Origin of the sequence: Microcoleus sp. B4-C1, from assembly GCF_036705285.1 — a bacterium.
Lineage (GTDB): Bacteria > Cyanobacteriota > Cyanobacteriia > Cyanobacteriales > Microcoleaceae > Microcoleus.
Genome location: NZ_JAUBUC010000032.1, coordinates 6,547 through 22,808, shown reverse-complemented (window position 1 = coordinate 22,808; position 16,262 = coordinate 6,547). Strand labels below are relative to the sequence as shown.

Sequence of the window (16,262 nt, the reverse complement as noted above, 5' to 3'; positions counted from 1 at the left end):
CTTATGGTATCTTTTATTTTTCGTATTTAAGAAAATAGATAAGTTTTGGTATGCGGCTATTTTGGGGGCTGCTGTTGTCTGGCTCAAAGAGCGAAATTACGTGCCGAACCTCTCTTGTGAAGCAGCCCGCGTGTTTGGGTAAAAAGAAACTTTTGATTTAACGGTTGAAAAGCCGATTTTTAAACAGAAACTGCAATGAACGATACACCTAAGTATTCCTTGGTAATTCCTATCTATAACGAAGAAGAAAATCTCGCGGAATTGTATCGGCGAATTAGTGCCGTGATGGATCGAATGGACGGCCCAGTAGAATTAATTTTAATCAATGATGGCAGTCGCGATCGCTCTCTCGAACTTTTGCGAGAATTGCACGAAAAAGACGCGCGAATTTGTTACCTCAGTTTGGCCCGTAATTTCGGTCATCAAATAGCTGTAACTGCTGGTTTAAACTTTTCTAGCGGTCAAGTCGTAGTCATCATGGACGGCGATTTACAAGACCCGCCAGAGCTAATTATAGATATGGTAGAACAGTGGCAGCAGGGCTATCAAGTTGTTTACGCTCAACGCACTCAACGCCGTCAAGAAGGTTGGTTTAAGCGGTTGCCGGCTTATATGTATTATCGCATTTTGCGCCATCTTGCTGATGTTGATATTCCGATAGATACCGGAGATTTTTGTTTGATGGATAGGTGCGTGGTGGATGTACTCAACGCCATGCCAGAACGCAATCGTTACATTCGGGGACTGCGGGCTTGGATTGGTTTTAAACAAACGGCGGTTAAGTTTGAACGCGATCCGCGTTTTGCTGGCGAGGTTAAGTATACCTTCAGAAAATCTTTAAGTTTGGCGATGAATGGTTTAGTATCTTTTTCAAAAGTTCCCCTCAGACTTTCGATTTATATGGGGTTATTTGCTGCATTTATATCTGTGTTAATGGCTTTTTTAATTTTGTATTGGCGGCTTTTTTATCCAAGTTCTGCCTTAACGGGTTTGACAATTGTGATGATGGCTGTTTTCTTTTTGGGTGCGGTGCAGTTGGTGAGTATTGGGATTTTGGGTCAGTATATAGGGCGTATTTACGAGGAGGTGAAGGGCCGCCCGCTTTATACGCTGGCAGAAGTTGCTGGTTTTGGCGATCGACACCGATCGCCAAAATAATTTTAGCAAACATCGGTTAACTCATCGTGCCTAAATTATCTAATTTATGAGATAATTTAAGCAGGGTAAGAGCATCTCAATCAAGCTTGACAAAAGGAGTTGAGAACAGTCATCATATAATCATTATTCATAGAAGCCTGTTTGATTTTTTGACGAAGACTACGCGGCAATGTTTTCTCCTGATTAAGAGCGTTAAGTGCCATCCGTCTCAAGATGGTCAAATTACTCTTGACTATAACCTTAACGAATCCGACATTGATCCTCATGGAACGTGACATCTAAAGTGCAATGAACTTGGTTTTCAATAGTCCAATGTTGACGAATGGCACGACCAAGAAGTTGAGCATCCGCAGGCAGAGAAGTTAGATAAAATTGGACTTCATGAGTCGTTTTGTTCCAAAGATGGCGGATTCTTTCAATAATGACGATGGTTTGCAGTCCCGACCACTGGTCTTGTTGATAAAGACCACCGAAAGCCTCTAAAGGAACAGCCCAAACATAACGTTTTTCAGTGCGATGGTGTCCCTTTTCAATCTGTTGGTTATAACTAACTTTAATGCCTTCAAACTTATTAGCTCTTCTGGTATCAAACCCTTCTTTAACCTGAGAATGTAAAGTGGGGTGATTAGCTTTAAGAGATACAATATAATCAGCTTTTTTGTGGCGAATTTGTTTCACAATCTCGGTTTGAGTTCCCATCGCATCAATGTTAACGTGAGCCCCGGTCAGGTCTAATAACTCTAAGAGTGCCGGAATTGCCGTAATCTCGTTGGAATGATCCTCAACTTTAACTTGCCCTAAAACTAAACGCTGTTCACTTGCCCAAGCCGTGACCAAATGCAAAGCTTTTACGCCTTGATTACGGTTGACGCACCCTACTGGCCTCGTTAGTGGTTTAAATACTCCACAGCTTACCATTGGGTAATTCGAGAAATTCCTCTAACCATTACTGTTTAGCGATGCCATAATTTTCCATGTCTTCCCAACCTTCGGCACCGCCAATGACTGCTAAAATAGAGATTACTAAAATATCTTTTAATGAGTGTTTTTGGGTTCTTTGAACTCTGGGGTCCGGGATTTCTGCTACATAATTCAATAAATTGGCTTGGATGTCGCCCAGAGGTGTTAAATGTCGTTTTTCTGCTCTTTTGGCTTGAGATTTTACAGCGAGTTTCAATATAGGTGCAAAACCCTTTGTCATTGTCTTTGACTCCGTTTCAACTTGATTGACTTTGTTAAGATTCAAACTTGATTATAGGTTTGAGTTCGGTGCACAGATATAGAGCCTATTGGCGGCTTTTTGTCAAGTACAATTTATACCAAATTAGATGAGCTTACCCTGCTTTTATCGATAATTGAGAGACTCTCTTCTGACGCACCCTAGGGCCCTACGACTGACATACCCTACGACTAATTTCTAATTGCTAGTTTTAATTTTTTTCAGGGGATAGCTATCTGCTGGCGAAGCCGACCATTCCCACATTGAACCTGCATAATTCTTAGCATTAAATCCCACATTTGTCAAGACACAAGTCAACCATGCAGAGCGAATTCCCCCGCTACAATAACTCACAATTTGAGTTGACTGTGAAACTCCTTTCTGCTGCAAAATAGCAACAATTTCCCCGCGATCCAGCAGTTGTCCCTGTTTGTCCATTAACTGTTTGTAATAGAGGTGAACCGCACCGGGAATGTGGCCGCCCCGCTTTTCTCCGTAAGGCGTTTTACCTGCATATTCTCGCGGCTCTCTGGCGTCAATAATAACTAAATTATCATCTTTTAAAATAGCTTTCAATTCATCCTGTTTAATTTCCCAATTCGAGCGACGAGATATTACAAAATCTCCTGTTTTCGATGGATTGTTTGCAGCTTTTACTCGATTAATTCCAGCTTTCATTAAAGCTCGATATCCTCCATCGACAAAAACTGCTTTTTCGTGTCCCAAACTCCGCAACATCCAAACAATTCGCCCGTCTTCGCCCCACCCTTTCACCGCATCGGCAACGACTATGACAGGTTTGTCTTGACAAATACCAATTGCTTGCAGTTTTTGAGTTAAAACTGTGTTATTTTCGATAATTTTTCCCTTGTGGGGAAAGTCCGATCGCGAAAATTCCTGCCAAGTTACGGGAATAGCTGGTGGGAGACGGCAAAACCACTTTAAAATGGGTGCGCGAGCATCTAGTAAAGTAGCTTTTTTTTCCAGCAGTTGCTTAGCTAAAGCTGCATTTACTATCCAGTTATTTGCTAAATTACCCAGTAAATTAGACATAATTTATTGAGTAACTTTTGCTGTATTAGCACCGCAGGCTAAAACCCCTTTAGTATTAGTTGGATTAGCTGGTTTAGTCTTGCCAGGAGCAGCATTTATACACAAGATTGTTTGGGTTTTGTTTGCCACCAAAAACACTCCCCCCACAAAACTTTTGAGATTAGCTTGCTTCGATACTCCGTAGTTAAATACAGCACCTTTTTTCACCATACCGATCGAGTAGCTGTAATTGGCTGAGTTAGGTTTAACTTGGAGACCGAGATAAACCAATAGATTGGAAACAGAACTTGTAAATCCTGCTTTTTCTGCATAGTAAACTTGCTGGGCTTTATTCATCGAACCCACAAAGTTTTTCGCTTGTAATTCCTTAGCTTTAAGCGTTTGTGACACTTGAGCTTCGGAGACGGGACTGAAAACAACTGGCAGAGTTAGAGCTGCGATCGCAACTTTGAGCTGCCAGTTGCGGCTGCTATAAATCCTGCTTAATTTCACAGATACCCGGTGGAATGAGCAGTTGAGAAACATATAATTAAACTAATTGTTTTGCCTGAAACTGTTTCAACGCCCCAGGAGCAACCGTACCGTGTTCTGTGATTATTCCCGATATTAACTCCGCCGGAGTTACGTCAAAAGCGGGATTGTAAAATTCAACTCCCACAGGACAAATTCGCGTAGTTCCAACTTGATACATTTCAACTGGATCGCGTTCTTCAATGGGGATTTGGCTGCCGTCGGAAAGTTCAAAATCTATGGTAGATAGAGGCGCGGCGACAAAAAACGGGACATTGTGAGCTTTGGCAACAATTGCTAAACTGTAAGTGCCAATTTTATTGGCGGCGTCGCCGTTAGCCGCGATTCTGTCTGCACCGACAACTACTGCGTGAATCATTCCGAGTTTCATGCAGTGGGCGGCCATATTGTCAGCTATTAATGTGACAGGAATTCCTTCTTGCACGCATTCCCAAGTGGTCAGTTTTGCACCTTGGAGACGGGGCCGAGTTTCGTCTGCAAAAACTCTTCCAAGTCTTCCTTCTCGCCAAGCAGAACGAAATACACCTAAAGCAGTACCGTAGCCTGCTGTTGCTAATGCACCGGCATTGCAGTGAGTTAGTAAGTTCAATTTTTCGGGTGTAGCGGGCAGAACTTCTAAACCTTTGTCGCCGATATCTTTACAAGTTTGCAAGTCTTCTGCTTGAATGGTTTTGGCCATTTCTAACAAAGTTTTTTGCACTTGTTCGACGGAACCGCTAGTTCTCTCGGCAGTTTTGAGCATTCGCGATATTGCCCAAAACAAATTAACCGCAGTGGGACGAGTCGATCGCAATAACTCGCCAACTTGTTCTAGTTTAGTAAAAAACTCGGTACGATCGCCCGTTTCGATTTCTCGCGCCCCCAAATACATCCCGTAGGCTGCGGCTACCCCGATCGCCGGAGCTCCTCGGACTATCATAGTTTTAATCGCCTCAGCCATATCTTCGCAGCGGCTAATTTCGACTACACCGTATTCTTTCGGCAATCGGTTTTGGTCAATTAGCAGAACTCGGTCTTCCATCCAGGTGACAGGGGAAACAGGGGAGTTTTGAGGGGTCATCTATTTCAATGATGTGAGGGACAAGTTTCATGATGCCATGAAGGCGACTATTTCCGCCACTTCGATCGACAAAACCCGCCTAATTAAGCGGGTTTTGTAGTTTCCCTAAATATTTTCACTCTTGGGTAATGATTAAACAATCACTCTCCACTTTAGACAGCATATCTGGAAACGCTGAGGTGTAATTGCCATCTTTGTCTACAACCCTGCGAAGTATATATCCGCTCTCAGCAGGTTTGCCGAAAAACGAGTTTGTGCGATGCCAGATATCTCCATTCGGAGTGTTTGGATCTCGATCGATCAAAAAATCTACCAGCCACGGCGGTACACACCATCCAAACACTATCGGCGTAATGTGTCCGTGCTGCAAAGTTGCATCAGAGAATCGGAACAAGTAGCTGAAGCGAGAAAATTTAACTAAATAAATTAACATCCGTCCCGCCATTGATGAATGAAATGTCCAGATAACAGGGTCAAAAACACGCAGCAATAACGTCCGTTCGTCAGCATTCCAGTCTGAACTGTACATCGTCAGACAATCGTCTGGTAAAACATTCCCGTCCATAAAAAAGATACCTTGCAGGACTTCAGGTAACTCCGCTGGATGTTCTACTTTCATCCAATTCGCGATGTCTTTTAGTTGCTTTTGTTCGATTAACATGGTATTATTTATCCTCAAAATAGTCGTGTTTTGGTTTCGTATTAGATACCCCCTTGATTTCTGAGTCGATCGATCGGACTTCGTTTGTGTGGCGTGCGGTTTCAACTCACATCTTGCATCATTGCCAATAAGGCTTTTATGTGCGGGTTCTCCTGCCCAACCCCTACTCCCCACAAGCAATTAATTCTTTGTGGAACAGGCCGGACAGCCTGTTCTTGACAATGGTGCAATATCTCAGTCTCAACCGCTATCTGATGCGAGCTTTTGGATTAATTACCGCCGCAAATTCGGCTCAGAAGCTCGTCGCACTTTGCCTACCGTACTCACGACATCCACCAGCATCTTGAGTGCTATGTCTTTAGCTGGGCAAATCCGTCCCGCACTCCGATCGCCCACGGAATGAAAACCCATATGAAAAGGGCACAGATTCTCCCGCTTAGCGTTGAATTCGTATACCGTAGATCCCCAGAAACCCTCGTCTAGCAGCCCCAAACTGAGCGGTATCAGTACCTTGGTTCCGGCGGGGAAGGTGCGCTCTTTGCCCGCTACCGTTGCGGTGAAGGGCTCTGTCGCGACTCGGTGGGTGGCGCTGACGGGGGCCCAGAGGCGGGCGCATTCGAGGAGGAAAAGCTCGATCGACTGGCGATCGTCCAAATCGAGCCGATCCCAAAAATCAGTCGGGTTAATTTCGGCCGTCTGCTGTCCTTTATAGGCGGGGAGAGGGCGGTATCCCATTGCTGTGTAGCCTAGGTGCAGGGGGCCTTGCAGTCCCGCTATCCCCATAATCGATGTCATCAGCTTTGCCAATTCCCGCTTAGTCATGCCGTTGTTTTCCGAGCTCTCCTCGAAGTTGGCTAAGGCTGGCGAATTTTCATAGATAGTCGCTGCACGCTCGATTAGAGTGGACAAATTACCGTGTCCAAACAGGTTCAGGCTTTCCAATAGGCTACCGATGACGGCGAAGTAGTGCAGCGGGCTTTGGCGGGTGTAATGCAATTCGGTGAGAAGTTCGATCGACTCTGAATCGTCTGGATTAATCCCAAAGATGACGTAGTGCAGGTATCGGACTAAAAATCCCATCCAACCGCGCTTGACATCGGTAAAAAACGCTCCCCCCGCACCGTGCGACATCTCGGCATAATCTGCGGCTAGCCGATCGAGTAACCGTCGGGCGATTTCGTCTCCTTGGCGATCCGTTGTCGCACTGTTGAAGAGATATTTCTGCATACAGCTTCTGAATGCCGCGTGGTTGCTGCTACCGTCTGTTTCGCGATCGGACAAAGACAGTAGAAAAAGGTTTCTGCCGCCGACATCTTGGTTGGGCGCGCGATCGGGATCGAGTACAGAAGTACCAAGCCGCCATCCGCGCGCCTGGGGCGATGTGAGTGCTTTTTCTAGGGTGTCAAACTCTCCCATCACGACTTGCCCCGCGCAGCAAAAGTTCGCTCCGAAAGCCAGCCGTTTTAGTGGCAAATAGGTGGGTTCGTTGGCAATCAAACCCTCAATCAGGGCGATCGGCGGTAACATCGTTTTGCTGAGACTTTCTTCCGGGTTTTGCAAAGCCCAAGCCTGAAACTCATTCAGTGCCGGGTTCATCAGCGATGAGAAAATAGTATCTAAATTTAGGTTCATCATAATTCCTCCGAGAATCACTCGCCATAACGCGCTTTGCAGTTAGCAGCAAGAGGGTATTGAGCGGCAATTGAGCGGGATTCAATACCCCCCAAAATTACCAAAATCAGTACGTATAGCTCTAGCCATGTTTATTTGCGAACGCAGTGGCAATATAGATATAGTTGTACTGAATATGTCTGCGCCCAAATCTAGCCTTGTCCCGGAGATTGAGTGGAATTTTTAACAATTTCTGGTAAGTATATCTACTTTCTGCCTCTCAAGCTTCTCAAGTATTAGCCCCAATCTCTGAGAGTCGCACCTAACCGTAGATATTTACAGGAACTCGCCCCTACAAAATACTATGGTTTTGTTTGTGCTGATATATTTAGATATAATATTTTAGGCTTCTGTATGCTGCTGAATTTAATTGAATAAATTCAGAGAATTACAGCATATTTGGTGGTTGATGAAGTACAGTAGCCGCTATATTTATGTTGTGTGATTTTAATATGGAATGATAATTAAATAACTTCCACTCTTGAAAGTGGGATGGGCGTCCCGCCCGTCCAAAAAGGACGGGCGGGACGCCCATCCCACAATAACAATTAAAATTGTAAGTTATTTAATTCGCTATCCTATGTAGGGTGCGGATCTGCGACCTTTTAAATAGAACTTGCAGATTGACGAGTGGCGACGCACCTTACTTACTACAAGATTGTGTGTACTACATATACATGGAATATGCTGTAATTACTGACTATTATTAAATAATAGAGCTAAAAACCCCAAATTCCCAAGCCCCAATCTTTCAATTCTTAAATGGTTCAATTCTTCAATCAATTGAAATTCCCAATCCACAATTATTCAATTATTCAGTTCTTTAATCTTTAATCTAAAATAAAATGAAATCCCCAATCCCAAATTCTTCAATTCTTTAATCTCAAATCCCAAATCTAAAATCTCAAATCTCAAATCTAAAATCGAATGACGCCCGCTAAAGTTTCCCAGCAGTACAAAAGCACTTTACAGGAAACCCGCAGGCGTCAAAATCAAGCAAACTTAAATCTTAGAAAAGACCCAGTGTGAAAGATTTGTCGATCGGGAAAATAGCACCAATACCCAACCACAGAGTGAACGCAGTTCCCAAGAGGAAAACAGTAGTAGCAACAGGGCGGCGGAACGGATTTTGAAACTTGTTAACGCTCTCGATGAACGGAATCAAAATCAAGCCAACGGGAACACCAGCCATGCAAGCAATACCCAACAATTTGTTAGGCAAAACGCGCAGGAGTTGGAACACAGGCCACAAATACCATTCCGGCAGAATTTCCAGCGGAGTAGCAAAAGGATTAGCAGGTTCGCCAACCAAAGCCGGGTCTAGTACAGCCAAACCCACGCACAGAGAAATCGTTCCCATGATGACTATAGGGAAAACGTAGAGCAAGTCATTAGGCCAAGCTGGTTCGCCGTAATAGTTGTGACCCATGCCCTTAGCGAGCTTAGCGCGGAGCGCGGGATCGCTCAAATCTGGTTTTTTGATAATAGACATAGTGAGAGTGTTCTCCTTTTAGTTTTACCCGGGCCTGCCATTCCGCTGTATTCGTTAGTCTCAATCAGCGGGGCGATCGCAGGAAGTATTGGCCGTAAATAAATATCTTGACATCCTCACCGACTATCAGGTGCGGTGATTCCTAAACCTCACAATTTAGGTTTCTGCTTCTTTGCAACTGCCTCCACCCTCAAGGAGTATTGGTCTTACGTTCGCTCCACAGACTATCCCCGCAAGCCCTGCGGTTCTTATGTGTCGAAAACCCCAAAAGGAATTCTTATGTATTGTTTTGATTCTAGGGATGTTTGCCATTGCCCTATCCTCTTTTCCCGGTCTACCGATTTGTCTTCGCCGCCAGTCAAACTGGACTTCGCCCGCCCGAGCTGTCTGAATCCATCGACGGACAGTGGGTCAGTGACCATCTAGATGCTAATACAAAGCCGTCCTAGAAGGACGGGGTTTCGTGCCCAATTTTTTGATGAGTGATGAATTCGGAATTTTCAATTCACAATTCAGTGGGGGGGGCAAAAGAATACCGCCCCCACAACTCAAAATTTACAACGGGCCAGAGATACCTTGCTTGCGAATCATCAAGAAGTGAGCCAGCATGAAGACTACAATCAGCCAAGGCAACACAAACGTGTGCAAGCTATAGTAGCGAGTCAAAGTGCCTTGACCGACGCTGACACCGCCACGCAGCAGTTCAACCATCAAAGAGCCGACAAACGGGATGGCTTCGGGGACGCCCGAAACGATTTTAACCGCCCAGTAACCGATTTGATCCCAAGGCAGCGAATAGCCGGTCACGCCGAAAGAAACAGTGATGACTGCCAAGATTACTCCTGTCACCCAGGTTAACTCGCGGGGCTTTTTGAAGCCGCCGGTCAGGTAAACCCGGAAGGTGTGCAAAATCATCATCAGTACCATCATGCTGGCAGACCAGCGGTGGATGGAGCGGATCAGCCAGCCGAAGTTGACTTCATTCATCAGGTATTGCACTGAAGAAAAAGCTTCTGCTACCGTCGGACGGTAATAGAAAGTCATGGCGAAGCCAGTAGCAAACTGGATCAGAAAGCAAACTAAAGTAATTCCGCCCAAGCAGTAGAAAATATTGACGTGGGGGGGTACATACTTTGTAGTGATGTCATCGGCGAGCGCCTGAATTTCCAGGCGTTCCTCAAACCACTGGTAGGTTTTTGAGTCGGTGATTTGTTTAGAAAACATGGAGCCAGAATTCCTAAAAGAATATTGCTGTGGTTGAGGTTCAGGGCAGCAGCCACAAGGTTTTTTGTCGCCCCGCGCCGAGCAGCTTGCTTTTACTAGCAAATGCCTGAGGCTATTTTGTGAAATACCCAAACTAAACGGAATACCGTTATAGTTCGGGCTTCGTGTCTCGTTTGCCGTTGCTCTGTTGGGTATCCCATTACTGGGTATTCGTCACTGAAGACGATCCGAGTCTGACACAGCATCTCTGGGCTTTTACACCCTTTATCCCTTCCTAGGGAACCCACGCAGAAACCCTGTTTCCCAAGGCAAAAAACTATTTCGTACAACAAACATGGATTATATTTCACAACAGGGCGTACCTTGTCAACCAGCGGTCTGTTCTTTCCCCCTTTCTCTCGCAGTTGTCCAAGGCCAAGCATATTACTGCTACTGTAGCCTGTTGTTTGCAGTCGAGTGGGTGGGTCGCAACCACTTATATCTTACACGTTTCTTTGCTAGAGAAACAGTAAATTGTCGCTCTTTTTCATAGACCTTGCTTGGCTTATATCCCGACGCCCAATTGAGTACAATTACAGCGTGGGATTTACGCCAAATTAGTTAAATTTGGAGCTAACGAAAGGAACTCTCTTGTGCGATCGCCTGCAAGCCCTGGGAAACTAAGCGGTGGCTTGTCCCTACTCGCTGGCGTTGCCCGATCGAATTCCAGACTGTGATAAAAAATGTAACATAATTGCCGTGCAATTTTCACGCGGGCGATCGCTTTTTGGACACTTAAAAGGCTTTTTTCGGAATCTCAACATCCGCCCAAGCTACTATGCGGGGAAGGCTGAGCTACAGAAAGCAGTCCGAGCCGGAAACAGGTTTGCCGGGAGATCCCAAATTTCATCTCGATCGTAAAACTTTACCTTTTGGCCCCAAACGCCCTCATGGTCGATCGAGTAACCCGAACAGGTTCGATCGTCCAACCGAATCTTGTTTTGTAGTCAGGACTTCAGTCTTTACTAACAAAATCTGCTGGCTGCAACCTGCCTACTTCCGTAAAAAAATCGGTGATTGCCCCCATCCGTAAGTTTTATCACAATTGAAAAGGAAGCAAACGTTCCACAAAAACTGGCAGTATGGGCGAGAAAGGAGTGGGACGCGGCGGTATCGGAAAGCGAATTCCCGGCAGAGATGGCAAGGATGGAAAGTCTCGCGATGGCGGTGTAAACCCAGTCGAAACGCTCGCGCAATCTGAGAGATTCACATCAGTAACATTTTTAACGTCGGCGATTAAATCCGATCCGACAAATATCCGAGTTCCCCGTGTCATACCGTCATCATAAGATTCAAATCGATAAAAGAAGAAGCGAGGAATATTACGATCTTGTACGAACCCAACGACTTGAATTTTGTCGCCTTCGCCCCGGTTAAAATCCTCAATAACGGCATGGGCATTGTCACCGCTATAGAATAGGTAAGGGCTGGCATTTGACGAACCGAGAACAAATAAGTCGGCTCCATCTTGCCCGATCAAATAATCAATTTGTGCTACTGTTGAGGAAAAGCCGTAACCCACTAATGTGTCATTGCCCGGCCCGCCAATCAGGGTGTCGCTGCCTTCATTTCCCTCAAGCAAATCGTCTCCTGAATTGCCGTTAAGGTAGTCATTATCTAAGTCACCTCTTAAAGTGTCGTTCCCACTGTCTCCCAACAGGAGATCGTTATCTTTGCCACCCATTAACAAGTCGTTGTTGAAGCTACCAAACAAGAGATCGTCTCCATCTCCTCCGAGCACCGTATCATTGCCTTGACCGCCGATAAGACAGTCATTGCCAGACCCTCCCAAGATACTATCATTATCGTCTTCTCCTCTGATTAAATCCGCGCCTTCGCCACCCTCAAGAAGATCATTCCCGGCACCTCCTTCAATTTTGTCATTGCCTTCGCCACCGCTGAGACTGTCGTTACCAGAGTAGCCCAAAAGGCGATCGCTACCGACTCCACCTGCGAGACAATCATTTCCTTCTCCGCCATCTAAAGTGTCATTACCATTCAAACCAAATAGAGTATCATTGCCTCCCAGCCCGCACAGCGAATCATCGCCAATTTCACCTGCTAGAAAATTATCGAGATTGTCACCGCATATAACTACCATAATTTTGTCCTCCTGAAAACTATTTCACAATTACAGTCAATCAATTTTAGATTTTAGATTTTAGATTTTTACCCTCCCCGCAATTTCAAATTTTGAATTTTGGATTTTGTAAAGACTTTAGTTCTGATTGACCTTTTGTAGTAAGGAATGCAAATCTTGATTGACCCAAATATGTAAGAAAAAACTGAAGTCTTAAGCTGTTGCGCGTTTAAATTGCATATTCGGGACGGGCTAGAAGCCCATCCCACAATAATTTGAGTGGTTTTTGACACACAATTTAAATGGAGAAAAGCTTACTAGAAAAGGAATTTTAGGGACACAGGATTTGCCTGTGTCCCTAATGTTTTAAGTGAAATCGGCGATGGTAATTTGGTTAGCTGTCACGCCATTGATAGCAGCTAAAATTTCGCCAGTTGCTGTCAAGGTGATTAAAATTGCACTGTTGCTAGGGACAATAGAAAGTTGCGAGAAGGTTAAATTGTCGGCAAGTGCGAGGAAGTCGATACCGGCTTCAAAATCGAAAATGATATCGCTGCCAGAATTGGCTGAAATTAAGAAGCGATCGCTCCCATTTCCTCCTATCAAGCTGTCATCCCCGTTGTCACCGCTGAGAAAGTCGGATCCGTTACCGCCCAGCAGAATATCGTTAGCTTGACCGCCGTAAAGACTGTCATTGCCTTCACCTCCACTCAAGCTATCTTGACCGCGATTTCCAAATAGGATATCTTCCCCATTACTGCCGAACAAAATATCGCTTTCTTTGCCGCCGTAAACAGTGTCATCGCCGTCGCTACCGTCGAGAGAATCATTGCCTTGATTGCCCTGTATCCAGTCGTTGCCACCCAAACCGCTGAGAGTATCATTGCCGCGTTTGCCGGCCATTGTATCGCTGCCACTGTCGCCGTCGAGGCTGTCGTCGCCGTCAGTGCCGATGAGATTGGAGTTAGCTGCGATCGCATCTATTTCTCCTTGAATCACCGCAACGGCAGGTGTATCGGGCAATGTCGTTTGTTGAATTTTGGTATCTAAGGCAGTACCAGTATTTTCGGCAACAACTTGGGCGATCGATTTCGTACCTGTACCGACTGCTTTTAAGTCTTTAGAGGTTTCACCTAGGGCTACTTTTTGGACGCGGGCAACTTCCCGGTTAACTGAAGCTGTTGCTGTGCTGGATACAACTTGGTCAACGCGCTGATTTGCTGCGGCCATTACCTTAGCTGCATCCGGGGCAATTTGCAACAATTGCTGAGTGTTTAAATCCGAGTCAAATTGTTGGGCTGCGGTGGCGGCGCGATCGACAATTGTTGCTAACTGGTTGGGATCGCTGAGATTGAAAGTTGTCCCCGATTGAATTTGTTGAACGATCGCACTTACAACTGCTTTTACGCTGTCGGTATTGTCCAGAATCGACCCACCGTCTATTAAAGCAGCAGTTTGGGTAATGACGTTTTGTACCTTGACCATTGCAGTCAAAGTTTCTACCCCACCCGCGATCGCGTTTTCGGTAGCTGCGATCGGATCTAAACCCGTTATGTCAACATTAGCGGGAATAGAAAGAGAAGATTTGACGAGAGATTCGGCGCGATCGCTGTCAATTCCTTTGTCAATTAAATCCGCTACTAAAGTGGTTAACAAAGTGACAACCGTAGCGTAAGGCGGGGCAGTGACAGGCGTTTCCAAAGGCAAACCAGTTGCCGTATCAATGCCGCCGAAAGCAACAATATTGCCTTCCTCTGGATCGAGTTCGCCATTTTGATTTTTGTCAAAAATGGTGGAGTCGAGATCGAGATCGAATTCCCCGTTATCCGCAGTAGTGGCAGAAGGTTCGCTAGCATCGAGGACACCGTTTTTGTTGGCATCGAAAAAGACCGTAGCACCAGCAATATAACCGTCAATCACAAAACCGCCGAGGCCACCACTCTTGAACCGAATTACCTCGCTAACACTCGCGCCAGATTCATCAGTTCCAGTTAATTTCAGCCAATAATTGAACGATCTTGGACGAGTTGGGCCTAAATTAATCGTGCGAGTTGCCGAATTAAAAGTTAGCCAGGAAGGTAAAGGAATTTCCGGGAAAGTTGAACCGGCAATTGGTTGGCGGTAGGAACCGCCATTGCGATCGGTTCTCCAGGTAAATGCAGATGAACTTAAAGCGCTAGAATTTGCCAGGGCGATCGAATAATTAATGCTGTCGCCCGGATCGGGGTCAGTATAGGTATTGGCTGCTAAATTAAAAGCATTACCGCTTTGAGAAAAACCTAGCGCTGCACTTTGAGAAAACAGAGAACGATTGACAACTGGCGGGTTGTTGCCGACAATACCTTGAGCCAAAGCCAGCATATCAACGCGCTTGAAGTTTAAGCCAGTATTGATCACGTTATCGTCTTCGTCGTCGCCGTCATTAATCGTGACGCCGCTTGACAGCAAGAAATTCACAAACTCAGTTGGTGTCAGCCGGCGGCCCAAATCTCGCTGGGCTAACTGTTGCGCTAACACTGCTATTCCAGCAACATGAGGTGCAGCTTGACTGGTACCGGAATAGCTAGTCAAAGGGGCGTCCGGGCCAGCACCGGTAATTAAAGTACCGGGAGCAAAAACGGTTGTTAAAGTGGAGTGGCGCTGAGAATATGGTGTAATGCGATCAGCATCGGTGGTATAGGCGATCGCGCCAGATCCGTGTGTCCGATAACCCCGGTTCGCATCGTACACCGCACCAATTGAGAGTGAGTTAGGATCGGCTGCGGGGTAGCCAACACCCTGAACGCTGTTATAGCCCAATGGCCCGAAATCGTTCCCCGATGCGGAAACAACAATTACATTCCGTGCTGCTAACTCTGCTAGTTCATCGCTAATGCCCCTCGTTTGGAGGCTGTTGTAATTGCGGCCATCACTGAGTGACATATTCACACTGGCGATATTGTACGCCGCTGCATTTTCTACCACCCACTGCAAAGCTTGTTCTATATTCGCGAAAGTGCCGCTGCCCGTATCATCCAAAACTTTGAGATGAATGATGTTAGCACGGGGTGCCATCCCTGTGTGGACTCCATTTTGGGAAGTAGCAATACTAGAGACGTTTGAACCGTGTCCGTCAACGTCGTCAGCTTCGTCATCGCCATAGGCGTAATCGTAATTGTAGACAATGCGATCGGCAATGCCGTCTGAATCACTATCAGAACCAAAAAATGGGTCGTCTAGATCGATGCCAGTATCCAAAATTACTGTTGCAAAACCATTGCCGTCTATTCCGGCAAAACGCGGTGCTGCGCGGAAATCATCGATGTTAATCAGCGGGGCAGATATGTCAGTGGCGGGGGCGAATGTTCCGTCTATAACTGATATCAACTCTCCAGCTTTGTAAACTCGGTCATCTGAACCTGTAGTGGTGATGCCTGGAAGACGGGGTTTAGCAGAGAGATCGAGATTGTAAGGAGTTTCTCCACCGTTGGCTAAGGAGACTCGGACGTAATAAGTACCGTGTTCTAAAGTGCGGTTGATTGACTCGGATGCGGTGCCCAAATTGTTGGAAGTGGCGATCGTATTTCCGCCACTGTCGAGCAACTCAACTTTAGCATCTGCATTCAGTCCGCTCAGCGACAAGTTGAAGTCATTCCTAGCACCTAAACTGAATTTGTAGTAATCATCAATCTTGCTGCTGCTGATAGCATCCTTATAGCTTCCGGTACTGGAACCTACAGTGATTTTTCTGACTAAATTATCAGCAGGTATCGCCGGCGGCATGATGATTTGCACTGGTGTTGGTGTCGGCGGCAAAACTGTAAGCGTTGGTGTTGGTGTCGGCGGAAAAACTGTAGGCGTTGGTGTTGGTGTCGGTGTAATTGGCGATGTTGGTGTTGGTGTAATTGGTGGTGTTGGCGTCGGTGTTGGTGTTGGTGTAATTGGTGGTGTTGGCGTCGGTGTTGGCGTCGGTGTAATTGTTGGCGTTGGTGTTGGCGTCGGTGTTGGTGTTGGCGAGGTTGGCGTCGGTGTTGGTGTTGGCGAGGTTGGCGTCGGTGTTGGTGTTGGCGAGGTTGGCGTCGGTGTTGGTGTTGG

At 46.0% G+C, this 16,262-nt stretch carries 11 protein-coding genes and 1 pseudogene; 1 reads left to right on the top strand and 11 read right to left on the bottom strand.

Annotated features, from left to right (window positions below):
• Positions 1-195 precede the first annotated feature (195 nt).
• Positions 196-1,158: a glycosyltransferase family 2 protein gene (locus QUB26_RS14745; RefSeq protein ID WP_333244007.1), complete on the top strand. Its 963-nt coding sequence runs from the start codon at positions 196-198 to the stop codon at positions 1,156-1,158.
• 80 nt (positions 1,159-1,238) lie between these two features.
• On the opposite strand, the pseudogene QUB26_RS14740 reads toward QUB26_RS14745, so the two are convergent.
• The 11 genes and pseudogenes from QUB26_RS14740 to QUB26_RS14690 form a co-directional block, all read right to left on the bottom strand.
• Positions 1,239-2,278: pseudogene (locus QUB26_RS14740) on the bottom strand (ISAs1 family transposase).
• A 297-nt stretch (positions 2,279-2,575) separates the two neighbouring features.
• Complete coding sequence (locus tag QUB26_RS14735) at positions 2,576-3,430, bottom strand: rhodanese-like domain-containing protein (protein WP_333244010.1); 855 nt, start codon at positions 3,428-3,430, stop codon at positions 2,576-2,578.
• 3 nt (positions 3,431-3,433) lie between these two features.
• On the bottom strand, positions 3,434-3,955 hold the full coding sequence (locus QUB26_RS14730; RefSeq protein ID WP_333318581.1) for a type IV pilin-like G/H family protein: 522 nt from the start codon (positions 3,953-3,955) through the stop codon (positions 3,434-3,436).
• Between the two features lie 4 nt (positions 3,956-3,959).
• Positions 3,960-5,021: an S-methyl-5-thioribose-1-phosphate isomerase gene (mtnA, locus tag QUB26_RS14725; RefSeq protein ID WP_333244016.1), complete on the bottom strand. Its 1,062-nt coding sequence runs from the start codon at positions 5,019-5,021 to the stop codon at positions 3,960-3,962.
• Positions 5,022-5,136: 115 nt separating this feature from the next.
• Entirely contained in the window at positions 5,137-5,682 is a 546-nt protein-coding gene (locus QUB26_RS14720) for a hypothetical protein (RefSeq protein WP_333318579.1), read from the bottom strand.
• A gap of 273 nt (positions 5,683-5,955) precedes the next feature.
• Complete coding sequence (locus QUB26_RS14715; RefSeq protein ID WP_333318577.1) at positions 5,956-7,317, bottom strand: cytochrome 450; 1,362 nt, start codon at positions 7,315-7,317, stop codon at positions 5,956-5,958.
• Positions 7,318-8,362: 1,045 nt separating this feature from the next.
• Entirely contained in the window at positions 8,363-8,845 is a 483-nt protein-coding gene (gene petD / locus QUB26_RS14710) for a cytochrome b6-f complex subunit IV (RefSeq protein ID WP_333205287.1), read from the bottom strand.
• Positions 8,846-9,400: 555 nt separating this feature from the next.
• On the bottom strand, positions 9,401-10,069 hold the full coding sequence (gene petB, locus QUB26_RS14705; RefSeq protein ID WP_172190423.1) for a cytochrome b6: 669 nt from the start codon (positions 10,067-10,069) through the stop codon (positions 9,401-9,403).
• A gap of 1,078 nt (positions 10,070-11,147) precedes the next feature.
• Positions 11,148-12,209 carry a calcium-binding protein gene (locus QUB26_RS14700; RefSeq protein WP_333244026.1) on the bottom strand — a complete coding sequence of 354 codons (1,062 nt, stop codon included), beginning with the start codon at positions 12,207-12,209 and terminating at the stop codon, positions 11,148-11,150.
• A gap of 345 nt (positions 12,210-12,554) precedes the next feature.
• Positions 12,555-15,950, bottom strand: coding sequence for a S8 family serine peptidase (locus QUB26_RS14695; protein WP_333254312.1), 3,396 nt, complete (start codon positions 15,948-15,950; stop codon positions 12,555-12,557).
• The coding region (locus QUB26_RS14690; RefSeq protein WP_333254310.1) for a hypothetical protein at positions 15,928-16,262 on the bottom strand (335 nt) is incomplete at its 5' end. The genes QUB26_RS14690 and QUB26_RS14695, both read right to left, overlap by 23 nt.